Origin of the sequence: Streptomyces sp. NPDC002588 (genome assembly GCF_040295925.1) — a bacterium.
Classification (GTDB): Bacteria; Actinomycetota; Actinomycetes; order Streptomycetales; family Streptomycetaceae; genus Streptomyces.
Genome location: NZ_JBEOWF010000012.1, coordinates 50,734 through 73,865 on the forward strand (window position 1 = coordinate 50,734; position 23,132 = coordinate 73,865).

A 23,132-nucleotide genomic window follows, 5' to 3' on the forward strand; every position below is an offset into this window, starting at 1 on the left:
CTCAGGGCTCGACGAGCCGTGCGCCCGACGACCCCGGCAGGGGCCAGGCGTACGGCCCCTCCGGGTCGTCCAGCCACGCCCAGGCGGCCTCCGGGCCGACCGTGACCCCGTAGCGCCGCCGGTCCGGCATGCCCTCGCGCTCCCACAGCGCGTACGCCTCCTGCGGATCGAGGGCGGTGCGGGTGAGGGCCAGCAGGAAGCGGAACAGGTCGCTCTCCCTGGCCCGGTGCGGCACCCCGCCGAGCGCGACCGGCCCGGACTCGGGCCGGCTCTCCCCACGCAGCGGCACGAAGTAGGCGGGGCTGTGCAGGAAATGCCCCTCGGCGTGCGCCGCGTCCCGCACGGTCAGCGCGACCAGTCCGGTCGCCAGCGGGGTCAGGATCAGCGCGCCGGGGCGGCACTGGGCGATCCAGGCGCGCGGGACCGACGCCAGCTGGCAGGTCGCGATGATCCGGTCGTAGGGTGCCCGCTCCGGCACCCCGCGCGCCCCGTCCCCGGTGACGACGGCCGGGTGGTACCCGGCGGCGGCGAGATGGCGGCGCGCGGACTCCGTGATCTCCGGGTCGAGGTCGACGGTGGTGACGAGCTCGTCGCCCAGCCGGTGCGCCAGCAGCGCCGCGTTGTACCCCGTGCCCGCGCCGATCTCCAGGACCCGGTCGCCTTCCTCCACCCGCAGCTCGGCCAGCATCAGCGCCATCAGGGAGGGCTGGCTGCTGGACGAGAGCAGTTCGCCGTCGCGCAGCCGGGTGGCGAGCGGGACGTCCTCGTAGGCGCCGAGCACCCAGCGCTCCCGGGTGCGCGGGTCGGGGCTCTCCCCCCAGCGCCGTTCGTGTCCGCCGACGCCGCTGACGTAGTAGTACGGCACGAAGAGGTGGCGCGGGACCGCCGCGAAGGCGTCCCGCCAGCCGGGGTCGGCGGCGAAGGCCCCGCTCGCCTCGATCAGACGCACCAGGCCGGCCCGCGCCGAGACGGCGAGGGCCTCGAGTTCGTCGTCGTTCTCCGGAACAGGGGCGCCCATACGTCCCACTGTGCTGCGGAACGCGCTCCGAGGCGAGCGTGGCCCGAGGGTGTCCTAGGACTTCCGTCCTCCGTCCACCCGTCTGAGACGATGGTGAGGTGAAAGAGATTCGGCGCGGCACGCTTCAGGAGCAGACCTTCTACGAGCAGGTCGGTGGGGAGGAGACCTTCCGCCGACTGGTCCACCGTTTCTACGAGGGAGTCGCCGGGGACCCGGTTCTGCGGCCCATGTACCCGGAAGAGGACCTGGGGCCGGCCGAGGAGCGTCTCGTGCTCTTCCTCATGCAGTACTGGGGCGGTCCCACGACGTACAGCGACAACCGCGGCCACCCGCGGCTGCGCATGCGGCACGCGCCGTTCGTGGTCGACCGGGCCGCGCACGACGCCTGGCTGCGGCACATGCGCGACGCGGTCGACGAGCTCGGCCTGTCCGAGGAGCACGAGACGACGCTGTGGAACTACCTGACGTACGCGGCGGCGTCGATGGTGAACGCGCCCGAGTGAGCGGGAAGGGCCGGGTCAGCGGACGCTGAGGGCCGGCATCCCGAGGCCGCCCTGCCCCGCACGTCGTACGGCGATCGACCCGTAGGGCGTGCGCAGCCGCAGCCACGCGCCCGACGAGAGCAGGACCAGCTCCGCCGGGGTCGCCGCGGCCCGCAGGAAGCCCAGTGACTGGGCCGCGTGCACGGCCCGTACCGGAAGTCCGGTGCCGGCGACCGTCCGGGACCAGATCTCCCGTCCGATCCGGTCGAGTTCGGCGCGCGTACGGCCGTCCGGCGCGAGTTCCTCCGTGCGGCGCCGGAACTCGCCGACAGCCGCGCCGACCGTCGCACGCAGCGCGTCCGGCGCCGGCAGCCCCTCCTCGGGCTGCCAGCCGCCCCTGGGCGGCAGCACGCCCGCCCACGGCGGCCCGGTGACGGCCACGGGTACCGCCGTCGTGGCCGCGGCCTCGTCCACGGTCTCCAGCAGCTCACCGGCCGACACGGTCACGTCCAGCGTGACGTCGAGCCCGTCCTCGTACGGCTTGGCGAGCCGTACGGCACGGATCGCGAGCACCTCGAAGGAGGGCGGGCGGCCGAACACGGCGAGCGCCTTCCCGGCGGCCTGCAGGCGCACCGCTGCTCCACGGTCGTAGTGGAGCAGCCGGGAGAGGAAGGCCGCGAGGTCCGCCGCCTCCCTCTCGTCGGCGAGGTGGAGCACCGTCATGCGGCGACGGCCTCCTCGGCGTCGTCCCGGTACTCCTCGAGGAACTCGCGCTCCTCGGCGGTGATCCGGCGCGGCCGCTGCGCCTCGAAGTCGAACGGCACGATCACCGTCGAGGCGGTGACGTAGACCTGGTCGCCGTCCTTCACCTCGTAGGAGATGGTGAAGGACGCCGCCCTTATCCGGGTGACCCACAGCTCGATGTCGACCGGCGAGTGCCGGTGGACGAGCTGCCGCTTGTAGTCGATCTCGTGGCGCGCCACCACGGACCCCTGCTGGAAGTCCTTGTCCGGGCGGAACAGGAAGTCGATACGGGCTTCCTCCAGGTAGCGGAGGAAGACCACGTTGTTGACGTGGCCGTACGCGTCCATGTCCGCCCAGCGCAGCGGGCAGCGGTAGATGTGCCGCAAGATCGATCAGCCCCGGGTCAGCTTCTTGTAGGTGGCGCGGTGCGGACGAGCGGCGTCCGGCCCCAGCCGCTCGATCTTGTTCTTCTCGTACGACTCGAAGTTGCCCTCGAACCAGAACCACTTGGAGTCGCCCTCGTAGGCGAGGATGTGCGTGGCCACGCGGTCGAGGAACCACCGGTCGTGGGAGACGACCACGGCCGCGCCCGGGAACTCCAGCAGCGCGTTCTCGAGGCTCGACAGCGTCTCGACGTCGAGGTCGTTCGTCGGCTCGTCGAGGAGCAGCAGGTTGCCGCCCTGCTTGAGGGTGAGCGCCAGGTTCAGACGGTTGCGCTCACCGCCGGAGAGCACGCCGGCCGGCTTCTGCTGGTCCGGGCCCTTGAACCCGAAGGCGGAGACGTAGGCGCGGCTCGGCATCTCGACCTGGCCCACATTGATGTAGTCGAGCTCGTCGGAGACGACCGCCCACAGGGTCTTCTTCGGATCGATGTTCGCCCGGCTCTGGTCGACGTACGAGATCTTGACGGTCTCGCCGACCTTGATGGCGCCGGAGTCCGGGGTCTCCAGACCCTGGATCATCTTGAAGAGGGTGGTCTTGCCGGCGCCGTTGGGGCCGATGACGCCGACGATGCCGTTGCGCGGCAGGGTGAAGCTGAGGTCGTCGATGAGGACCTTGTCGCCGAAGCCCTTGGTGAGGTTGCTGACCTCGACGACGATGCTGCCGAGCCGCGGGCCCGGCGGGATCTGGATCTCCTCGAAGTCCAGCTTCCGCATCTTGTCGGCCTCGGCGGCCATCTCCTCGTAGCGGGCGAGACGGGCCTTGGACTTGGCCTGACGCCCCTTGGCGTTGGACCGCACCCACTCGAGCTCTTCCTTGAGCCGCTTCTGCCGCTTGGCGTCCTTCTGGCCCTCGACCTTGAGACGGGTGGTCTTGGTCTCCAGGTACTTGGAGTAGTTGCCCTCGTAGCCGTGCAGCCGGCCGCGGTCGACCTCGCAGATCCAGCCGGCGACGTTGTCGAGGAAGTACCGGTCGTGGGTGACGGCCACGATGGTGCCGTCGTACTTGGCGAGGTGCTGCTCCAGCCAGTTCACCGACTCGGCGTCGAGGTGGTTGGTGGGCTCGTCGAGGAGCAGCAGGTCGGGCGCCTCCAGCAGCAGCTTGCACAGGGCGACCCGGCGCTTCTCACCACCGGAGAGGTTGGTGACCTGCCAGTCGCCGGGCGGGCAGCCGAGCGCGTCCATGGCCTGCTCGAGCTGGGCGTCGAGGTCCCAGGCGTTCGCGTGGTCGAGCTCCTCCTGGAGCTTGCCCATCTCGTCGAGCAGCGCGTCGCTGTAGTCGGTGGCCATCAGCTCGGCGATCTCGTTGAACCGGTCGAGCTTGCCCTTGACCTCGGCGACACCCTCCTGGACGTTCTCCAGGACGGTCTTCTCCTCGTTGAGGGGCGGCTCCTGGAGCAGGATGCCGACGGTGTACCCCGGCGACAGGAAAGCGTCACCGTTCGAGGGTTGCTCCAGCCCCGCCATGATCTTCAGAATGGTCGACTTACCGGCACCGTTCGGGCCGACCACACCGATCTTCGCGCCGGGCAGGAAGTTCAGCGAGACGTCGTCAAGGATCACCTTGTCGCCGATTGCCTTGCGCGTCTTGCGCATGGTGTAGATGTACTCAGCCAAGAGAAACCGTCCGGCAGCTTGAAATCTGGCAGTGGGCAGATACACCCCATCTTGCCTGACCGCCACCCCTGGGTGTTAACCCGATTGGTGGGGGACGGCTGACCTGGGGGTTCGGGACAGCGCTGCCCGACAGAGAGCGGACGATCCCCGCTGGGCCGCCCCCGGGCCGTCCGACGTCCCCCGAAGCCACTCGCCGACGACCGGCGACGACCGGCGACGACGGACGACCCCAGCCGTCAGGCCGCGGAGCCCGAGCGCCCCCGCGGGAGGCGTGTCCGTGCCTCAGGTGAGCCGTCGTGGCTGCTGATCGGAGGGACCCGCTCAGCCGAGACTTTCGAGGCCGAGCTTCGCCAGACGAGAGCCGATGGCGCTGGGCTTCCGGCCGAACTTCCTACCGAGAGAGTCGAGGCTTCGTTCGCCTTGCCGGTAAAGGGCGAGGAGACGTTCGTCGTCCTCGGCGGACCAGGGGGCGCCCATGCTGGGGTATCGCGCCCGGAGCTCTTCCGGGGATGCCCGGATCCTGCCGGGCTGTGCTTCGGGGCACACGGACTCGATGATCTCCAGCGGGAAGTGCCCCACTTCGGTTCCGGCGAGCCAGAGCGTCAGATGCTCATCGCGGAAGGTGAGTCGGTCCGCCTGGATCGTGACGGCTCGGCGCAGGACGTCGCTGTCGTCCGGGTCCTGACGGTAGTCGGTGAACGTCAGGCGGAATGCGGCGCGTTCAGTGGTTGCCCCCATGCGGAAAGTCTGTCCAGGGACTCACGCGCTCGGTAGATCATTTCTCGCCTGCCCGCCGCACATGGCGCGCCGTGCGCCTGGAGGCTGCTGGAGATCTCCCCGAGCCGGCCGACGGAGACCGAGGCTTCCCCACCGAGATCTTCGACACGTGTACGACACGACCACCCGCGAAACCCGGTGCCGACGAGCGAGACCGACGCCGAGCGAAACCCACTCTGACCAGCAAAAAGCCCTCCCAGGGGGAGGGCGGAGACTTGCGCCCCCGGCAGGACTCGAACCTGCGGCCAAGCGCTTAGAAGGCGCCTGCTCTATCCACTGAGCTACGGGGGCCGGTGTGGTGGCCTCGTACGTGCTGCCCGGGTGTGGGCTGATCCGTGACGTTGCCGGGGACAAGGATAGGGCTCCCGGTTCCTTGTCCTGGTTGCTTCGCCTCCGTGGCTCAATGTGGAGGTTCAGTGAAGCGGTCCTGATAATCGCAGGCAGGTGCGAATCGTGCATCGCTTTTGGCCTCTCGCACCCCGGGTGTTGTGCACTCGTTATGCCTGGACTGTGGCGATGTCCCACTCGCCCCTTCCGTCCCTTGTGTCCTATCGGCGCGCAGACATGCCTATATGCTTCATAAATCCCCTAAAATTGGGCATTCTTCGCATGTGGTGACCTTGGACGTACGGCCTCAGCTGCTCGACGCACTTTCCGCCCTGCGCGACCGTGTCGCCGCCGCACGCTTCCCGCTGCCCCTGGCGGGGGCGCCACGCGCGCGTGCCAACCGCGACGAACTCCTCGCCCAGCTCGACGACTACTTGGTGCCCCGGCTCAGACAGCCCGAAGCGCCCCTGCTGGCCGTCGTGGGCGGTTCCACCGGGGCCGGCAAGTCGACGCTCGTCAACTCCCTGGTGGGGCGGCGCGTCAGCGAGGCGGGCGTGCTGCGGCCGACGACCCGGACGCCGGTACTGGTCTGCCATCCGGAGGACCATCACTGGTTCAGCGGCATGCGGGTCCTGCCCGGCCTCACGCGCGTGTGGGTGCCCCATCAGGAGTCGGCGGACGACCTGTTGCTCCCCGGCGGGGACGACCGCCGCGTCCTGCGCATCGAGACCACCGAAACCCTCCCACCCGGCCTCGCGCTCCTCGACGCCCCCGACGTCGACTCCCTCGTGGCCGACAACCGCGTCCTCGCCGCCGAACTGATCTGCGCCGCCGACATCTGGGTGATGGTCACCACCGCGGCCCGCTACGCCGACGCCGTCCCCTGGCATCTGCTGCGCACCGCCAAGGAGTACGACGCCACCCTCGTCACCGTCCTCGACCGCGTACCCCACCAGGTCGTCGGCGAGGTCTCCCGGCAGTACGGCGCCCTGCTCACCAAGGCCGGCCTCGGCGAGGTGCCCCGCTTCACCGTGCCCGAACTGCCCGAATCCGCCTGGGGCGGTGGGCTTCTTCCGGCCACCGCCGTGGCCCCGCTGCGCGCCTGGCTCGTCCACCACGCGGAGGACGCCGCCTCCCGCCGCCACGTCCTGGCCCGCACGGCCCACGGCGTGCTCAACTCCCTCTCCTCCCGGATGCCCGAACTCGCCAGCGCCGCCGCCGCACAGTACGCGGCCGCCCTGCGCCTCACCTCGGCGGTGGAAGGGGCCTACGACAGCGAGTACGCGCGCGTGCGGGGCCGGTTGCAGAACGGCGCCGTACTCGCCGGGGACGCGCTCAAGCGCTGGCGCGCCTTCCCGCTGGACTGCACCGCGGGCGAACTCCTGGACGCCCTCGTGGAGAGCCTGGCCGCCCTGCTGCTGTGCGCGGTCACCGCAGCCGACGAACGCGTCGCCGAGGCCTGGCGCCGCGAACCGGCCTCCGCCGCACCGGCCCTGACGGACGAGGAGTCCATGCCGGAGAACGCCGAGCACCGCATCGCGATGGCCGTACGACGATGGCGGCGGGAGTTGGAGGAGTACGCGGAGGACGAGGTGCGTGCCCTGGAGCGCGGGGCCGCGCCCGATCCCGAGGTGGTCGCCGCTCTCGTCGCCACCGCCCTGCTGGGCGGCCGCCGGGTCCGCACCGCGGGCGAGGGCCTCGCCGAACGGCTCGGCGCGCACGGCGCGCTGCGACTGCGCGACCGCGGCGGACGGCTGCTCGCCGAACACCTGGACCGCGTGATGCACACCGAACGCGAGCGCCGCCTCGCTCCCCTGGACGGACTCGACGTCCACGCCGAACCCCAGGCCGAGCTCATCGCCGCGCTGTCCGTACTGCAAAAGGAGAGGTGACCGGTGACCGCCCTCACTGACCAGGACCACATGGATCACTCGGATCACTCGGATCACTCGAATCGCTCAGGTCACTCGAGACATCCGCACAACGCGGGTCACTCGCACAACGCGGATCGCTCGGATCGCTCGGATCACATGGCCCGCTCCGGCGATTCCGACGACGAGCGGCGCGAAGGGAGCGACAAGGCCGTCGAAACCATCGAGACCGACGAGAACAGGTCCGAGACCGGAGCCGCGGACAAGCCCGAGGGCAGGGGGGCGCACAAAAAGGAGGCGGAGGAGTCCGCTTCGGCGAAGCCCGGGGGCTCGGCGTCCGAGAGCCAGGGCTCCGGGAGGTCGGAGTCCTCCGAGAGGAAGGAACCGGCCGGGCACGCGCGCGTGGCCGACGGCACCCGTGCGGAAACCACCCCGGCGCTCTCGGAATCCCGGACCGGCACCCGCACGGGACCACGCACCGCCACCCCACGGACCGACCCCCCTGCGGACCCTGCCGGCCCCTGGGGCGACGGCCTCATCGCGCGCCGGGTGAACGAGGACTCCGTCGCCGTCCAGCAGGAAACCCAGGCCACCCTGGCGGAAATCCGCGCCGGCTCCGCCCTGTCGGCACACCCGCTCGCCTACGACGGCCCCCTGCGCTCCCGGCTCGACGCGCTGCGCGAACTGGTGGGGCTGTCCCGGACCCGGCTCGACAACAGGACGCTCGCCGAGGCCGGCCGGGTCCTGGACGAGGCGGCGGCCCGGCGCAAGCTGTCCGGTCAGCACACGGTCGTCGCCATCGCGGGGGCGACGGGCAGTGGCAAGTCCCAGCTCTTCAACGCGCTCGCAGGGGTCGCCATCTCGGAGACGGGCGTACGGCGCCCGACGACCGCGTCGCCCATCGCATGCAGTTGGAGCGACGGCGCCGCGACCCTCATCGACCGCCTGGGCATCCCCGGGCGGCTGCGGCGGCGGCCGGTGCAGAACGCCGAGGCGGAGGCCCAACTGCGCGGGCTCGTCCTGATCGACCTGCCCGACCACGACTCCGCCGCCGTACAGCACCGCGAGCAGGTCGACCGCATCCTGGCGCTCGTCGACGCCGTCATCTGGGTCGTGGACCCTGAGAAGTACGCCGACGCGATGCTCCACGAGCGCTATCTGCGGCCCATGGCGGGGCACGCCGAGATCATGTTCGTCGTCCTCAACCAGGTCGACCGGCTGCCCGGCGAGGCCGCCGAGCTGGTCCTCGACGACCTGCGCCGGCTGCTCGACGAGGACGGCATCGCCCTCGGCGAGTACGGCGAACCGGGCGCCACCGTCCTCGCGCTGTCCGCACTCACCGGTGACGGCCTCGGCGAACTGCGGGAGCTGCTCGGCCAGTTCGTCGCGGATCGCGGCGCGCCGGCCCGTCGGGTCTCGGCCGACATCGACGCCGCGGCAGCCGGGCTGCGGCCCGTTTACGTCACCGGGCAGCGCACCGGGCTCAGCGAGGAGGCACGGGACGAGTTCGCCGCCCGGCTCGCGGACGCGGTGGGCGCCACCGCGGCGGGCGAGGCGGCCGAACGAGCCTGGCTGCGCAACGCCAACCGCGCGTGCGGGACGCCGTGGCTGCGGCTGTGGCGGTGGTGCCAGGTCCGGCGCGACCCGCCCACGGGCCGTACGCCGGTCCGCACCCAGACCGACGAGGAGGCCACCGCGCGCCAGCGGGTCGAGCAGGCGGTGCGGACGGTGTCCGACCGTGCCTCGGCCGGGCTGCCCGCGGCCTGGGCGCAGGCGGTGCGGGAGGCCGCCGTACGCGGGTCCCAGGGGCTGCCCGAGGCGCTGGACGAGCTGGCCGGGCGGGCCGGACTGCCGCCCGGGCGGCCGCCGCGGCCGGGGTGGTGGCCGGTGGCCGTGCTGGCGCAGGCGTCCATGACGCTCCTGCAGGTCGTGGGCGGCCTGTGGCTGGTGGGGCAGATCGCCGGGGTCATGGCGCCGAACCTGGGTGTTCCGGTGCTGCTGATGGTGGCGGGGATCGTCGGCGGCCCGCTCGTGGAGTGGAGCTGCCGGATGGCGGCGCGGGGACCGGCCCGGCGGTACGGGCAGGACGCGGAACGACGGCTGCGGGAGGCGGCCGCGGGGTGCGGCCGGGCCCGCGTCCTGGATCCGCTGGCCGCGGAACTGCTGCGGTACCGGGAGGTGCGGGAGCAGTACGGGCGGGTGACGGGAGTGGGAGCGGGGGTGCTGTGAGGCTGGGGAGGAGTGATCCATGGGGTAATCCGCCGGCGGGTGGACGGGGCTCACTCGTCCGGGTGGTGGACTTCTCCACAGGCGGGCGGTGATCCACAGCGTTCGGCGGGCCCGGTCCGGCGGCGGCAGTCTGGCTCCACGGCGATCGCGACGGACGCGGTCACCGGGACGACAGCAGCCGTACGGGACGGGCCCGTACGTGTGTCCGCCCGGCCGGTGGGCGCGGGCGAGGGGAGGAACTCGCGGGATGAACGAGACGATGGTGTGCGCGGTGGGCAACGTGGCGACGCGGCCGGTCTACCGGGAGTTGGCGGCGGGGCCGTCCCTGAGGTTCCGGCTGGCGGTGACCGCGCGCTACTGGAACCGCGAGAAGAACAGCTGGGTCGACGGCCACACCAACTTCTTCACGGTGTGGGCGGGCCGCCAACTGGCCACCAACACGGCGGCTTCGCTGAACGTGGGCGATCCCGTGATCGTGCGGGGCAGGCTGAAGGTGCGCACGGAGACCCGGGAGGGGCAGCAGGGCTGGACCTCGGCGGACATCGACGCGGTGGCGATCGGTCATGACCTCGCCCGCGGTACGTCGGCCTTCCGCCGCTCGGCCAGGCCCGAGCCGGCCGCCGCCGGTGCGCCCTCACTGCCGGAACCCGACTGGGAGACGCCCGCACCGGCGGTGGAGCAGGTGCCGGTGCAGGCGCTCGAGCCGGAGCCGGTACCGGTGACGTGAGGTCATATGAGATGACGTCGGCGCGCGTCTCGGGCTGAACAGGCCGACTGCCTGTCGGCGGATCCACCTGAGATGAACACGATCTATGCGGTCCATTCATGACAACTCTGTGGATCTGTCGACAAGTTCTGCTCGCGGCGCCGCGCGGACGATCTTGGGGATAACGATTCCGAGTCGGATCGTCCATCGATGATCCGATCGCGAGGCGGGGCGTGCGGGCGTCTCTAGGATGCCGAACGTAGCTCATGGGGCTTCTGATTCTGCTGGAGGGACCGTACCCCCCACATCAACGGGTCCTGCTCGAAGGGGAATTGCGTTGATTTCTTCGTTCTCCGCGCTGTTCGCGCGTCGGCGGGGCGCGGCCCGCCTCGCCGCGGCGACACTGGTGTCCGGGCTGGTCGCCGCCGGTGTGATCGCCTCCGCGGGCACGGCCTCGGCCGACGAGACCACGCAGAGCCAGGGCGGTGCGACCGCGACCATAGGCGGCCTGAAGACCTACGGCGCCGCCGTGCTCCATGACGACAGCGGTGACCAGGACATCTCGGCGGGCCTGTTCGAGATGACCGTCGAGGGCGGCGGCACTCTGCAGACGTACTGCGTCGACCTGCACAATCCCACACAGCGGGACGCCAAGTACCACGAGACGCCCTGGAGCGGCACCTCGCTGGCCGCGGGCGGCCACGCGGGCAGGATCCGCTGGATCCTGCAGAACTCCTACCCGCAGGTCAACGATCTCGCCTCGCTGGCAAAGAAGGCCGGTATCCGCGGCGGTCTCACCGAGCAGGACGCGGCGGCCGGCACCCAGGTGGCCATCTGGCGCTACTCGGACGACGCGGACGTCGACGCCGTCGACCCGCAGGCCGAGCAGCTCGCGGACTACCTCCACAAGGCCGCCCGCGACACCGCCGAGCCGCAGGCGTCCCTGACCCTCGACGCACCGGCCGTCTCCGGTAGGCCCGGCGAGCTGCTCGGCCCGGTCACCGTGCACACGGACGCGAGCGCGGTGACGGTGACACCGCCCATGGACGCCGCGATCAGCGGAGTGCGGATCGTCGGCGAGGACGGCGATCCGGTGACGGCCGCGAAGAACGGCAGCCGGCTGTTCTTCGACGTGCCCGCCGACGCCGACGCCGGATCGGCCGAACTGACGGTCCAGGCCTCCACCACCATCCCCGTCGGCCGCGCCTTCACCTCCGAGAGCCGCAGCCAGACGCAGATCCTGGCCGGCTCCAGCGAGTCCACCGTGTCCGCGACGGCGAGCGCGACCTGGGCGAAGCAGGGTGCCGTACCGGCTCTGTCGGCGGCGAAGGACTGCGCCGAGAAGGGCGTCGACATCACCGTCGCCAATCAGGGCGACGAGGACTTCACCTTCGAGCTGATGGACGTCGAGCACACCATCCCGGCGGGCACCTCCACCACGGTGACCATCCCGCTCCAGGAAGACCAGGCCTACGACTTCACGATCACCGGCCCGCAGGGCACGGAGACCCGCTTCGCCGGAGTCCTGGACTGCCAGACCCAGGCCGCCGAGGCCTCCGGCCTGACCACCCAGACCTTCAGCGATCCGAGCCCCGCCACGGTCGGCGGCACCACCGCCACCGACACCAACCTCGCCGAAACGGGCGGCTCCAGCGCCACCCCCTACATCGCGGGCACGGCCATCGGCCTGGTGGTGATCGGCGGAGCGGCCCTGATCCTCCTGGGCCGCAAGGAACACGACATTCAGGACTGACCACGGCCCCGGCACCCGCCGGACGGCCATGAGCGGATCACCTGTCGCCGGGACAACCCATCGAGGAACCCCTATGAGCATCGTCTACGTACGCAACGGGGACCACCGGGTCAAGTACCACACCGATGTCGACTGCCCATCACTGAACGGGAAGCAGGACACCTACTTGGGTCACGTGTCGATGCCCGAGGAAGAGGCCGAGAAGCAGAACCTCACGGCCTGCCGACACTGCAAGAGATGACTGCGCAGGCGCCACGGACAGTGGTGCCGTTCGCTGCACAACGGCTTGCTCATTCCTGCCCATACTCGACGACGAACTGAGGACGGTACATCTCTCGGTAACTGTCGAGTGCCTTTCGAAGACTGGTGGCTCCTCGGGGTGTGACGTCGACGAGCTGGTCCCAGCCCAGAAATCGAAGGTGGTCCGGGATCTCGACCAGACCGGTGATCGCGTCCCAGAAGGCAGCCCAGTTCATGCCGTAGAAGTCCGGAAAACGAAGCTCTCGCTTCAGCAGGAGATGCAGCATCCGCTCATCGGCCACTCCGCCGACGTCAATGGTGACCACGGCGACATGCTGTCACCTCCTGGCCGCATCCGCTGTGGCAGTTCGTCGAACAGTTCATGGCGCTGAAGGCAGTGGTGTCGCGACGTCTGCGGTAGTGGGCTTTGGCGACTTGCGGCACCACGACGGCAGGACCCTGGAGGAGAACCTCTCGCACTCCCGCCAAACGTCACAGGTGAGCGACGCACCAGACCAAGCAGGCAGCTCCGCGCAAGTTGCTTCGGGACGAAGAGGTAGCTTGCCCAAGTGCCGAAAGCTGCTGATCCGAGGAGGCCCGCCCGTGACGCAGAGCTTTGCAGGTCCGCCGTTCGATCTGGATGACCTGATACCCGAGCTCGCGACTCTGGGCCGACGGACCACGCTGCTGTGGCCGGAGAGCGGCTCTCCCGGTGTCCGGGATAGCTCTCTGGGCGGCCCCATGCTCTGGCCCGCCGACGAGCCCTGGCCCTACTGCGGGCAACCAGGACACTGGGCCTGGCCCAACGAGAAGAGCCCGGCCGGGACGGCTCCCATGGTGCCGGTAGTCCAGCTGTTCGCACGCGATGTGCCCCAGCTCCAGTTCCCAGAGGGCACGGACGTACTCCAACTGGTCTGGTGCGCGTTGATCCACCCCCAGGACCCGGCATGCGCCGCGCTGCCGCAGCTCTACTGGCGCAGCGAGAAGGAGGTTCTCGCCGGGGGCGTGCTGCGTGACATCCCCGTTCCGCAACAGGGCGAGTACGACGAGGACTTCATGCCCCGTCCGTGCACCGTGTCCCCAACCCAGATGACGGAGTACCCGAACTGGGACTTTCCGGAGGAACTCCGGCACGCATTGCAGCCCCGCATCGAGGAGATCGAAGAGCGCTTCGGACTGGAGTACACCCAGTGGGCATGCGCGCTGCAGAACAAGGTTGGTGGGTACCCGGCCTGGAACCAGCCGCCCAACTGGCCGGTCTGCGAGCGCGATCACCGCATGGAACACCTCCTCAGCATCACCGGAGAAGCAGACCTGGACATGGACATGGGCGACATGGGAGGCATCTACGTCTTCCTCTGCCGGCAGTGCCCCGAACTGCCCTATACGCACCGCTACGACTGCTAGGCCACGGCCAGAGCACCGACGAGAGGCGCGCCAGGCCCGTGCCGGATCGTGCCGGGAACCGCAGGGAATCGAGCCCGGATGCCCTTGGTTTCCCAAGCTGAGGTCCCCGATACGTCGGCGCAGCCGGCACTCGTATAGTCCCTGCATGGTGACTGCGACTGTCCGTGAGTGGCACGACGAGGAAGGGTGGGGGGTACTCGACTCTCCCGAGACACCTGGCGGGTGTTGGGGCCACTACTCCGACATCCAGACAAAGGGCTTCCATACGCTGTCGCCGGGACAACGGGTAGATCTCCAGTGGGAGGCCCCTGGCTTCAAGCAGGACGGCTACACCTACCGCGCAGTGAACATAGTGCCTCAGCCAGACTGACAACCACATCCGGCATCGACAACGGCAGACTGATGGGGCTCGGGGAATCTCCCCACCCGGCGCTTGTGGGTGGGTCAGACCTGCTCGCCGAAATTCCCCACCCCTGGGTGTTGACCTGAGGTCGGGCGCCACGAGGGAAGGGCCGCCCGGTAGCCAGGTCCAGGGGCGGGTCGGACTGTCCAGGGTGGGGTGTCGTTAAGGAGCGGCGGACCAGGTGGCAAGTAGCCCGCCGGTGGCCTTCGGTTCGAAGGTGCTGGCCACGGGGCGGTTGTCGCTTGGGGCCTGGGCTGTGTGGGTGGTGGGGCTCGCACCCTTGCCGTGGTGGCGGTCGTTGGTCGGCCGGGGGTTGATCAACGAGGCGCCCCCGTACCCGAGCAGAGGTGAACCGGAGTGATCCGCAACATCGTCCGTCGCCGGGCACTGGTGGCCGCGCGGCCTTGATGGCCGCCATCGTGCCGACGACCACCGCCGAAGCGGCTGCGCCGTCGCACTCCGACCTGAAGGTGGTCCGGTTGGACCCGGATGCCGCCGCACCCGGCGGCACCACGACGGTGCACGGCTTCATCTCCAACGCCGGCCCGGAGCGGACAGCCTCGCCCTTCACCGTGGTGGTCACCCTGCCGGAGGGGGCGTTCTTCCCGGAGAGCTGCACCGAGTTCGAGAACGGCCGCCGGGTGCGCTGCACCTTCCCAGCCGGGCTCGGCGCGTTCCACAGTGCAACCGCCCTGATCCCGGTCTCGCCCCTACCGTGCCCATCGGCAATCTGGAAGGCCGCTCCATCGCGGTCCTCGCCCGCGACCACGGCGTCAGCCGCGGCGCCATCCGAACCGCCGTCGCGGACCTCCTGCCCGAGTACACGGCCGCCGACCCGGGCACCCCAGCCCCTGGGCTGCCGGTCGTCCTCGACATGCCGGGCAAGGTAGCCGACTTCCTCCGCACCGCCGAGCTGGCCCCCGTAGAGCGCGCCGCGCTCGACCAGGGCGTAACCGTACGGCGCGGCCAGGGCTACACCCTGCGCATTACCGCCGCGCCCGCGATCCACCACCGACTCCTCGGCCTCTGCCCGGCCCTCGACGGCGCCGCGGCGGTCCCGGCCCAGCGCAAGGCCCGCCGCGGGTACGAGAACCGCGTCTACGCCCTCGCAGCCACAGCCGGACCATGATTCTGGTCACCCCAGCCAGTCCCCGGAAGACCCCTCGGATCCAAGCATCGACACCCCGCCACCCGCTACGACGTGGGTAAAACCGCGAAACGCCCCGAGACAATCGCCGAACGTGACCAGGCCAGACCATAAGGAAGCTCAGCGGCGGTACATCGCGTACAGCGCCTCGTCGTGGTAGGCGAGCGCGACTTCGCCCGGCATGGCGCCGACCTGGGCGCCTGTGACCTCGATCCACTGGTCGTCGGTGGACCCGCGCTTGATGAACTTGATGTCACCGTTGTCGGCGCGGGCAGCCACCCACAAGTTGGAGGTCGTGACGACAGTGGGGGCTTCATCATTGCCCCAGGACCAGATGTGCTTCGTGTTGAAACGTCCGGAGCCGGGGCGCTTGCCCACGTAGTTCTTTCCGTCGGTGCCCAGCGAGACCAGCCATTGTGACTGGCCGGAGGCGGCCAGGGACGGGGCCCGCAGGGATTGCCAGTTGTTCCATTCCGCGGCTGTCCAGGCGGACCCGTTCGTCGACGACTGCCAGAAGAGGTCGCTCCTGCCGGGGTCGGCAGCCCGGTGCATCAGATACATCCACGTAGCGTCGGCGGCCAGTGCCACCGCCTGGCTCGTCTGGATCTCAGGGATCCGGGTGGTCTGGCTCCACCCGTTGGACCTCGTGTAGTGCGCGATCCACACTGTTCCGTCCAGCCCGACATGGGCCATGAACAGTTTGTTCTGGAAGACCGCCGGCGTGAGCTTGTAGATGCTGGCCCAGTTGCCGATCGGCTGCGGCGGGCTCCACACGCCGTGGGTGTCCCTGGTGCTCCACATGACGGCGTCGTCGGCGGGCCTGGTGTAGAAGCAGCGGAGCTGGTTCTCGAACACGGCCAGGGTGGGCGGTGATGCGCTCTTCCATCCCAGGGACACCGGCGCGCTGACCTTGTCGGCGCGCATCGCGACGTACTGGACCGTCCCGGTGGGCAGGACGGGCCGCTCACCGGTGTACTTCACGCGCAGGCTGTGATGGCCGTCGCCGTTGAACTCCCACTCGGTGTCCTTGCGGTGGTACAGGGTGGCCATCGCGTGGCGGTCGAAGAGAAGAGCTCGCTCGCACGACAGGTCGTCCGCGTTGTTGAAGAACTCCCTGAGGCATTCTTTGAGACTGACAAAGACTTGGATGATCGAGTCGATGACACCGATGATCGTGCCCCCGACTCCGCTCATTGCGGTAAGGATCTCCAGGGTGAGATCGACCCAGAACGGCTGGTCCAGCCATGCCTCCAGGGCCATCATGAGTTTGTCGTAGAACTCATCGGGGCTGTGGTCGGCCTCCCACACTTGCACCACCACGAGCACGAACGCCCCGGCCGGGCCGCCGAAGACCAGCCTCTGGTCGCTGCGAAACGGGCGGACGTCTCCTTGTTCGACTTTTTCGAACTCATCCGACTGGTAGGCGGGTTCCTGCGTGTGCTTGTCCGACCGTGCGGCGGCCGTGAAGTAGACCTCGTCGCGACCGCTCAACCCGTCGCCGACCTCGCGCCGGCACAGGAAGTTCTCAAACTCGAACTTCGCGTTGAAAGGGGAAATCACCGGGGTGGTGCCGTCCGGCGGCGGGCCGATCAGCACGGAGGTGCCGAACCCGACGTCGTCCACGGCCGCCTTGAACGCGGGGCTGTCGATCGCCTGGCCTTCCGCCATGGCCCCGACGTTGACAGCCGTGCAGTTCGCCCGGCCCCTGTTCGCCTCGGCCATCGCCGGCAGGTGCGCCTTCAGGTCCGAGACCCCGAACGCCTCCGACAAGGGCTTGGTGGTCACCGTGGTCGGCAGCAGCGGCACGTCGCCGTTCAGGTCCGTCACGGCCGCGCGGTACTCCGCGCCCGCTGCGGTGATCTCATCGTCCGTCATGACGGCGCGGAAGAGGTCCAGCACGGACTCCTCCAGCTCGGACAGTGAATAGCCCGCCGTCCGTCGTTCGGCGGCGCGCAGTCCCAGAGCGAACATGGCGTTGCCCTGCCTGCCCTGCCGCAGGCCGCGACGCCACTTGTTGTCCGCGTACGCACCGGTGCCACGCAGCAGGTTCCGCACCCCGCCCGCAACATCCCGTACCGCCGGCTGGTCATCCGTCGTCGCCATGTCCCCGGTTCCTTCGTCTCAGCGGCCCCGCAAGCGGGCACTTGCGAGGAAGAGACCGGCACCAGCCGCCCCGCGACCGCAGGCGAACCAGTGATCGGCCGCAGACGGCAAGTCTTACGTGAGCGCAGCGGGCAGCCACAGTCCGCGAACACAAGTTCACCTGTACGGCTGCAAGGGTGGCGTACATCGGATGCCGACACCCGGCGCAGGCGATCGGCGCGGGTGGCTTCACCACTTCTGACAGCAGCACCGGTTTCCTGGTCCGTTCCTATTCGGACCCCGGGTTCCCCCAATTGGGCACGGTTGATCACCCGATTCTGCCCGGCATAGTGTCCGTACGCCCCCGGTTTCCCACGGGCCCGCCGTGCGGCCGCCAGACGCCGGGTGGGCCCGTTGTCGCTACTGGCCGTTCCGATCCTCCCCGAGGGCCAACAACCAACAACCCTTCGTGATCGAGGTCGTGGAGACCGCCTGATCGGGGCGAAGTCTTCCCGGACGGTGGCAAAGCACCGTCGTCCGGGGGCCGTCTCGAACCGTTGCACCTCCATGAGGGCGCTGCCGAGGCTGTTCAGCGCCACAGGCTGGCACGGCCCGCACACCCCACAAACCGGCGGCCCTGGCCCCAGTTGCCGACAGCAACCGACTGGGGAACGAAGAGCCGTCCCGGGAAAATTCGAGATCCGCATCAAGACGGCAGACGGCAGACGGCAGACGGCAGCAACTACGAGCGGCCCGTGACGGCCGTGCTTTCCAGACATCCGAAGCTCCCGGCGCCGCGTTGATCGAACTCCTGAAGCGGCGCTCCAGGAGCGCCAACGCCTCCATCCACTGCGGTGACTACGCCCGACTCATTGCGAACCACCGAGTCCACGTCATACCCGTTGTATTGGCCCTGGCCAATCCACCGTGGCAGCGGAACGTGTGGCTTGGCTTGTCGGCGTTCGAAGACCTGGACCATGTCTTCCACACACTCTTCGACGACTTCTGCGACGCCGACGAGCCAGAGCGGTACCTCGGCGTCAGTCTTCGCACTGCCGAAGAGGTCGGCCTGATGAGAGAGCTCGGTGTCGCACTCAACGCCGCGGCGACCGAGGCACCCAACGACACCGACGCGGAGTATCTCCAGGCATCTGTCTGGCCAGAGGTCGTGGCCATCGCCGGCCGCCTTGCTCAAGTCATGTTCGCGAACGACCTCAGAGAACTTGCTGGCCGCTCAACGACACGGCCGTGCCAGACCCGTGCCAGATCGCGCGGGGAACCACGGGGAACAGCGGGGAACAAGGCGGCGGAGATCCAAGCTCCGAGACGGCGTCGCCGCAGGTCAGCCCGGCAACCTCTCCTAAACGCCCTTAGCTTCCCAAGCTGAGGGCTCTGAATCTGTGACCGCGGTCCGGCCGTCGCAGCTTGCTCTGGTCGACGACGCACACCGATAGCGTGGCTAAGGCCTGGTGGGGGTGCAGCAAGGCGCACGCGCACCTGATCGATCGCCGCACCCGCAGCCGTAGCTGGCTATCGTCGGCTGCGGCACGGACAAACCTCACATCAGACCGCTCAGCAGATGTCGGCCCACCTGACCCGGCTCGAAGGGGCTGGCCCCCTCCGCAACGGGCCGGTGCTGCGGGCCTACAGCGCGCCGGCCGACGCAGGCAGACTGATCGTAGGACAGCCGTCAGCACTCCCGCACCGGTGGTCTGTTGACTGCACCAAGTTGGAGACCCGCCCCCCAGGGGCAGCGGCGTCGCGGGCGACGGGGAGGTGAATGGCTCCTGGAGGTAAAGCCCGTAGAACCTCCGCTGGTCGAGCGCGCGGGCGAGGCGTGTAGGGGAGCTGATGCGGTCGGCGGGAAGTTGATCCTGGCGATCCGCATGCTGATGGCGCCCCGATGCGTGGGACGGCCAACGTAGGCGTTCCAGGCCTCGGGGCAGGGCCTGTTCGGTCAGGGTGCGTTCAGTCCGAAATCCTGGCGGCTGACGTTGCTGGCGCCGGGGCTGTGGATGTTGTTGTTCGTGGTGATGTTGTTGAACATCGGGATGACACCGTTGAGGTTGACGGGGAGGATCGACAAGGGGCCCCCGTCACCGTCTCCGTCGTCCCCGCCGCAGGTTCCGCCGGTGATGGTGGTGGGGTCATGGACCGAGTCCCCGATGCTCCCGGGGACGAGCGCCACGGCATAGTTGTCGACGGTGCACGGGGCGTCCTCGGCGACGTTGACAGTGAAGGTGAGCGTGTAGCTCTCACCGGGGCCCAGCGGCTCGCTCTCGCAGTTGACCCTGTCGTTCCCCTCGAAGCTGCACGAAACGTTTACATCCGAGTCGATTACCGTCCCTGTGACGAATGTGACCCCTCCTGTCTGGATGGTGTCTTGCATAACCGTCCCGTCGGCGGTCGTTTGATCGCCTGGGTTACTGACCGTGATGCGGTAGACGCCTTGGCCGCCCCGGGGGAAGCTGCCGGAATGCGTCTTCGTGATGTCGATCTGCGCCTGGGCGGACGCGGGGGTCGCCCCCAGGGCGAACGGTAGGGCGACGCCCAGTCCCAGGACGGTCGCGAGGGCGGACATCCGCCGCCTCAACGTGTGCGTGACCATGGTGGTCTCTCCTGTCGTGTGAAGGCCGCCGTGCTGCGGCTCCACCCGCGAAGGGATGGGGGAGCGAAGTACACGCGGGACGCCTGCATGACAGGAACGCACCGAGGGACGACCTGATCACGGGCGCGGTAGCCGCTTCACTCGATCGCCCCGCCGCGTCTGGGTTGAGTAAGCCGCGTCTGCGCCATCAGCCTTGCGTACGACGGTGGCGTGCTCGATGTAGGCGGTCTTTGCCGGTCATCTCCACGAGCCGGAGCAGCGGGTCGCGCTGCGTCCGCCCATGCGTTGAGCTGACCTCACCGGCGTTGGTGCAGAGAAGTTTCCCGCACCGCAAGGGCAGCGAGGGTGAGTGTGTGCTCCGCGACAACCGACCCTTCACCACGAGCCCACCAGCAAGGACGCGCACCACCACAGCAGCTTGACTCGGTCGTAAAGACTCCGCCGACCTCGATCGCAGGTGCGGCATGCATGATGACGCAGTGGAAACAGTTTCCGATCAAGCGCAGACGACGGGGGAATCGTGGCCTACCAACTCAGCTTCTTCTGCCGCTCTGGAGAAGACAGAGGTGACGAGGCGCTTGATCGCCTGCTGGACTACCTCCTGGAGAACGGCGACCCCCTGGTGGGCGAATGGTTGGGTCCGTTCGAGGATCCGGTGGCCGCATTCAAGCTCGGTACTGGTAGCAGCGACAGCGACACCCCAGTCGCGGACTTGTTGACGCTGGAACTACACGTGGGTGTAGCCGAGATCGCAGAGTCTGTGATCGCTGCATCGCCCAATGACGAGCAGGGAATCTGGGGATGCGACCTGCTGGCCACCCTCACCCTCAGCGGGGACAACCCCGACTGTGCTCTGGTGCACCGCATTTGGGCCGCCGTGGTGAGCCTGTGGGGGGCGGTTGCGTGGGACGAGTCCTCCGGGTTCGAGATCGCCGCCAGGACGCCGCAGCTCTGAGCTCTTACCAAGATCCCGGCCAGTTGTGGCGCAGATCAGCAACGCCGCAGGCCAGACGTCGTCCGCGTACGCGAGCACTCGGCCGACGGCGCTTGACTGGGTCATTAAGACTCCGCCGACCTCGACGGGCCACGTTCGCAAGGGAGTTGGAAGGGGTCTGCTACACTCGCGCCCGAACATGACGAAATAGCCGTAGGGCGTGCTGTCTCTTGGCGGGAGACACGTCTTACGGCTTTCGCGTATCTACTCATCGAGGAGGAGCCAGTTGACCAACCCGAAGGGCCAGCACCATGACCGCAACGCAACTTTCGACGACGGGAATAGTACACCAAGGGAAATCAGTGAACCAAGCACCAGAGGCCACCGGACGGCGGAGCTGATCACAGCTCTGGCCCACTTGATCACCGCTCTGACAGGTGCCGCAGCGGTGTTCTTGTACCGCTCCTAGCTCTCACGCAACACCGTGCCCCCTGCGTGCCCGATCAAGAGGCACGTCAGGGGGAACCACGGGGAGCGCTGGGCAACGCCTCACGGACGCGCAGGTCAGCGAGTCGTCAGCTCAGGCCCGGTCCGCATACGCGATCTTCCAAACTGGTGGTCCAGGAACCCGAACGCGGCGGCGCTTTCATCGGGACAAGCGGACGATCGCGCGCCCCCTCTGAGACTGTGGGCAGATGCTCACTGAAGACGAAGCACGAGGGCTTGTTCTCGCGGAGCTCGCACGCACCGAAAGGGCGGTACACCTGGAGCTTGCGATCTCCAAGGTTGAACCCGTGCCTTTCGGGTGGGTGTTCTACTGGTGCGCGCGGCAGGACATCGGTCGCCTCGCCGGCCAGCGGCCATCAGTCGGTGGGAATGGCCCTTTCTTGGTGGATCGGGACAACGAACGGCTTATCCGAGCTGCAACCAGCAGGCCTATACCCCAACAGATCGCGGACTACGAGCGTCGTCTGCGGCATGAGGCTCATGTCCAGAACGCGGCGGCGAAGCAAGCTGTACAGCAAGGAAGTACAGCAACCGTGGCCATCCGCCACCAACCTCCGACGGCCGACTGACCTGCCGAGCAAGCCTCAGCGACCATCCCGCCCGTAGTTCGGGATGGAGCAGTCATTGCCCAATGCCCACCACGACTCCGCCGTCGCGGCCTGCTCTGACAGCCACCACCAGGCAGCGTGGCTGGGGCCGGTGGGGGTGCAGCGAGGCACACGCGTGCGTGACCGGCCGGCTGACCCACCGTCGTGGCTGACTGTCGTCGGCTGAGGTTCAGACGGCCTCATCGAAAGCGCTGGCGTAAGCCAAGCGCGGCAACTCTGGGCCGTGCCTGGGCCGTCCGAGGCCGCTCGACAGTGACCAACGACGACCACTCGACCGCTCATGGGTACCGCTCTGACCAGCAATAACCCAGCTCACCAAGATCCCCGGCAAGAACCAGGGCAAGAAGGCACCTAGATTGCATCCCGCCGCGGATCCAACAGGTTGTGCCACTCGTGACCGCACCCATCGGCGCAATGCAGCATCCGCCTGCGGGTATCCGCGATGCTGAAGAGGGCGACGAGTAGGCAGAAGGACTTGGTCAGTTCGTAGGCCGGAAGCCGATCCATTCCGAAACGCCACTTCGTGAGCATCACCGCCGGCGTGTGCGTGGGACGAATGCCAGAGCGCGCGATGCTCTCCGGCACGTCCTCCTCGCAGGCGCGGGCCTGCCCGCAGAACAGCACCAGTGCATGAAGGACCTTGCGTTGGTCACCCTCCGCGAGGCCCTCGAACCACTCGACACCCTCAACCACCGGTCTGAGCCCCTGCGCAAGTTCGTTCAGGACCACCTCGTGCGCGTACAACACTGGCCGCTTCCCCGTGATTTCAGACCGACGGTACGCTCACCAGAGCCCCGACGATTCCCCAGGCTGTTCAGTGCGAAGGCGTGAAGTCGGCGGACTGGTCGAGGTGGAACGCGGAACCCGGAGTCGTCGGAGTCCACCCCTCACGCAAGGCAAGCCGAACAGCCGCGGCAACACCGGACGGCCGTACAGGCTCAGCCTCGCGCCCCATCCAGTTGCTCGAATGCGGCTGGTCGGTGGTAACCAAGAGCGTCGTTCCTGGGGTGTCCGCATGCTCGACCGCGAACGTGCACGGCGACCAGGCCAAGCCCTGGAAGTAGGTCGGCCTGCCTCGCAGCCGCCAGCGGTAGGCCGTGCCCTCAACGACGATCCGTCGTGATCCCTTGCGGACCAGCGCCATGACTCCCCCTCTTCAACAGCAAAGATGCTAGCGAGCCCGGCCCCGCAGTCCGTCTCAGTTTCCGTCTCATTCAGCGCCGTTCACGGAC

The 23,132-nt window shown here is 68.8% G+C and carries 21 protein-coding genes and 1 tRNA gene; 11 read left to right on the forward strand and 11 right to left on the reverse strand.

Annotation, left to right across the window (positions count from 1 at the left end; all coding sequences use genetic code 11):
• Position 1: 1 nt before the first annotated feature.
• Positions 2-1,018, reverse strand: coding sequence for a methyltransferase domain-containing protein (locus ABT057_RS15700; protein WP_352343498.1), 1,017 nt, complete (start codon positions 1,016-1,018; stop codon positions 2-4).
• Positions 1,019-1,116: 98 nt separating this feature from the next.
• Here ABT057_RS15700 and ABT057_RS15705 point away from each other — a divergent pair, with 98 nt between their 5' ends.
• Positions 1,117-1,521: a globin gene (locus ABT057_RS15705; protein WP_352343499.1), complete on the forward strand. Its 405-nt coding sequence runs from the start codon at positions 1,117-1,119 to the stop codon at positions 1,519-1,521.
• Positions 1,522-1,536: 15 nt separating this feature from the next.
• On the opposite strand, the gene ABT057_RS15710 is transcribed toward ABT057_RS15705, so the two are convergent.
• The 5 genes from ABT057_RS15710 to ABT057_RS15730 all read right to left on the reverse strand — a co-directional run bounded on the left by ABT057_RS15710 (position 1,537) and on the right by ABT057_RS15730 (position 5,369).
• Complete coding sequence (locus ABT057_RS15710) at positions 1,537-2,223, reverse strand: DUF8185 domain-containing protein (protein ID WP_352343500.1); 687 nt, start codon at positions 2,221-2,223, stop codon at positions 1,537-1,539.
• Positions 2,220-2,630 carry an acyl-CoA thioesterase gene (locus ABT057_RS15715; protein ID WP_352343501.1) on the reverse strand — a complete coding sequence of 137 codons (411 nt, stop codon included), beginning with the start codon at positions 2,628-2,630 and terminating at the stop codon, positions 2,220-2,222. Before ABT057_RS15715 ends, ABT057_RS15710 begins: the two co-directional genes overlap by 4 nt.
• A gap of 6 nt (positions 2,631-2,636) precedes the next feature.
• Entirely contained in the window at positions 2,637-4,301 is a 1,665-nt protein-coding gene (gene ettA, locus ABT057_RS15720) for an energy-dependent translational throttle protein EttA (protein ID WP_352343502.1), read from the reverse strand.
• A 321-nt stretch (positions 4,302-4,622) separates the two neighbouring features.
• Positions 4,623-5,039 (reverse strand): hypothetical protein, encoded by a 417-nt coding sequence (locus ABT057_RS15725; RefSeq protein ID WP_352343503.1) that lies wholly within the window; start codon positions 5,037-5,039, stop codon positions 4,623-4,625.
• Between the two features lie 257 nt (positions 5,040-5,296).
• Positions 5,297-5,369: transfer RNA gene (locus ABT057_RS15730), tRNA-Arg, on the reverse strand.
• 320 nt (positions 5,370-5,689) lie between these two features.
• On the opposite strand from ABT057_RS15730, the gene ABT057_RS15735 reads away from it, so the two are divergent.
• From ABT057_RS15735 to ABT057_RS15755, 5 genes are all read left to right on the forward strand, one after another.
• On the forward strand, positions 5,690-7,297 hold the full coding sequence (locus ABT057_RS15735) for a dynamin family protein (RefSeq protein WP_352343505.1): 1,608 nt from the start codon (positions 5,690-5,692) through the stop codon (positions 7,295-7,297).
• Positions 7,298-7,435: 138 nt separating this feature from the next.
• Positions 7,436-9,505: a YfjP family GTPase gene (locus tag ABT057_RS15740; RefSeq protein WP_502973919.1), complete on the forward strand. Its 2,070-nt coding sequence runs from the start codon at positions 7,436-7,438 to the stop codon at positions 9,503-9,505.
• A gap of 247 nt (positions 9,506-9,752) precedes the next feature.
• The gene (locus tag ABT057_RS15745) at positions 9,753-10,232 is read left to right on the forward strand and encodes a single-stranded DNA-binding protein (protein WP_352343508.1); all 480 of its coding nucleotides are present in this window, start codon (positions 9,753-9,755) and stop codon (positions 10,230-10,232) included.
• Between the two features lie 316 nt (positions 10,233-10,548).
• Complete coding sequence (locus ABT057_RS15750) at positions 10,549-11,964, forward strand: TQXA domain-containing protein (protein WP_352343510.1); 1,416 nt, start codon at positions 10,549-10,551, stop codon at positions 11,962-11,964.
• Between the two features lie 73 nt (positions 11,965-12,037).
• Complete coding sequence (locus ABT057_RS15755; RefSeq protein ID WP_352343512.1) at positions 12,038-12,205, forward strand: hypothetical protein; 168 nt, start codon at positions 12,038-12,040, stop codon at positions 12,203-12,205.
• 49 nt (positions 12,206-12,254) lie between these two features.
• Here the strand turns inward: ABT057_RS15755 and ABT057_RS15760 are convergent, their stop codons facing one another.
• On the reverse strand, positions 12,255-12,530 hold the full coding sequence (locus tag ABT057_RS15760; RefSeq protein WP_352343513.1) for a barstar family protein: 276 nt from the start codon (positions 12,528-12,530) through the stop codon (positions 12,255-12,257).
• Between ABT057_RS15760 and ABT057_RS15765 the strand changes: the two genes are divergently transcribed.
• The 3 genes from ABT057_RS15765 to ABT057_RS15775 all read left to right on the forward strand — a co-directional run bounded on the left by ABT057_RS15765 (position 12,520) and on the right by ABT057_RS15775 (position 15,143).
• Complete coding sequence (locus ABT057_RS15765; RefSeq protein ID WP_352343515.1) at positions 12,520-13,611, forward strand: DUF1963 domain-containing protein; 1,092 nt, start codon at positions 12,520-12,522, stop codon at positions 13,609-13,611. The genes ABT057_RS15760 and ABT057_RS15765 overlap by 11 nt on opposite strands.
• Before the next feature lie 145 nt (positions 13,612-13,756).
• On the forward strand, positions 13,757-13,981 hold the full coding sequence (locus ABT057_RS15770) for a cold-shock protein (RefSeq protein WP_352343516.1): 225 nt from the start codon (positions 13,757-13,759) through the stop codon (positions 13,979-13,981).
• Positions 13,982-14,729: 748 nt separating this feature from the next.
• The gene (locus ABT057_RS15775; protein WP_352343517.1) at positions 14,730-15,143 is read left to right on the forward strand and encodes a resolvase; all 414 of its coding nucleotides are present in this window, start codon (positions 14,730-14,732) and stop codon (positions 15,141-15,143) included.
• Positions 15,144-15,281: 138 nt separating this feature from the next.
• Here ABT057_RS15775 and ABT057_RS15780 read toward each other — a convergent pair whose 3' ends face one another.
• Positions 15,282-17,060, reverse strand: coding sequence for a hypothetical protein (locus tag ABT057_RS15780; RefSeq protein ID WP_352343519.1), 1,779 nt, complete (start codon positions 17,058-17,060; stop codon positions 15,282-15,284).
• Between the two features lie 1,090 nt (positions 17,061-18,150).
• Between ABT057_RS15780 and ABT057_RS49195 the strand changes: the two genes are divergently transcribed.
• Positions 18,151-18,630, forward strand: coding sequence for an SCO4402 family protein (locus tag ABT057_RS49195; protein ID WP_502973926.1), 480 nt, complete (start codon positions 18,151-18,153; stop codon positions 18,628-18,630).
• Positions 18,631-19,200: 570 nt separating this feature from the next.
• Here ABT057_RS49195 and ABT057_RS15790 read toward each other — a convergent pair.
• The gene (locus tag ABT057_RS15790) at positions 19,201-19,851 is read right to left on the reverse strand and encodes a COG1361 family protein (protein ID WP_352343523.1); all 651 of its coding nucleotides are present in this window, start codon (positions 19,849-19,851) and stop codon (positions 19,201-19,203) included.
• A 520-nt stretch (positions 19,852-20,371) separates the two neighbouring features.
• On the opposite strand from ABT057_RS15790, the gene ABT057_RS15795 reads away from it, so the two are divergent.
• Entirely contained in the window at positions 20,372-20,806 is a 435-nt protein-coding gene (locus ABT057_RS15795; RefSeq protein WP_352343524.1) for a hypothetical protein, read from the forward strand.
• A gap of 1,445 nt (positions 20,807-22,251) precedes the next feature.
• Here the strand turns inward: ABT057_RS15795 and ABT057_RS15800 are convergent.
• Together ABT057_RS15800 and ABT057_RS15805 are read right to left on the reverse strand one after the other, a co-directional pair.
• Positions 22,252-22,629, reverse strand: coding sequence for a DUF5958 family protein (locus tag ABT057_RS15800; protein ID WP_352343525.1), 378 nt, complete (start codon positions 22,627-22,629; stop codon positions 22,252-22,254).
• An 85-nt stretch (positions 22,630-22,714) separates the two neighbouring features.
• Positions 22,715-23,044 carry a hypothetical protein gene (locus ABT057_RS15805; protein ID WP_352343526.1) on the reverse strand — a complete coding sequence of 110 codons (330 nt, stop codon included), beginning with the start codon at positions 23,042-23,044 and terminating at the stop codon, positions 22,715-22,717.
• Positions 23,045-23,132: the final 88 nt, after the last annotated feature.

Coding starts and splice junctions, on each gene's coding strand:
- ABT057_RS15790 (WP_352343523.1), bottom strand. CDS start 19,851: ATGGTCACGCACACGTTGAGGCGGCGGATGTCCGCCCTCGCGACCGTC.
- ABT057_RS15740 (WP_502973919.1), top strand. CDS start 7,436: ATGGCCCGCTCCGGCGATTCCGACGACGAGCGGCGCGAAGGGAGCGAC.
- ABT057_RS15755 (WP_352343512.1), top strand. CDS start 12,038: ATGAGCATCGTCTACGTACGCAACGGGGACCACCGGGTCAAGTACCAC.
- ABT057_RS15765 (WP_352343515.1), top strand. CDS start 12,520: ATGGTGACCACGGCGACATGCTGTCACCTCCTGGCCGCATCCGCTGTG.
- ABT057_RS15725 (WP_352343503.1), bottom strand. CDS start 5,039: ATGGGGGCAACCACTGAACGCGCCGCATTCCGCCTGACGTTCACCGAC.
- ABT057_RS15710 (WP_352343500.1), bottom strand. CDS start 2,223: ATGACGGTGCTCCACCTCGCCGACGAGAGGGAGGCGGCGGACCTCGCG.
- ABT057_RS15805 (WP_352343526.1), bottom strand. CDS start 23,044: ATGGCGCTGGTCCGCAAGGGATCACGACGGATCGTCGTTGAGGGCACG.
- ABT057_RS15700 (WP_352343498.1), bottom strand. CDS start 1,018: ATGGGCGCCCCTGTTCCGGAGAACGACGACGAACTCGAGGCCCTCGCC.
- ABT057_RS15770 (WP_352343516.1), top strand. CDS start 13,757: ATGGTGACTGCGACTGTCCGTGAGTGGCACGACGAGGAAGGGTGGGGG.
- ABT057_RS15745 (WP_352343508.1), top strand. CDS start 9,753: ATGAACGAGACGATGGTGTGCGCGGTGGGCAACGTGGCGACGCGGCCG.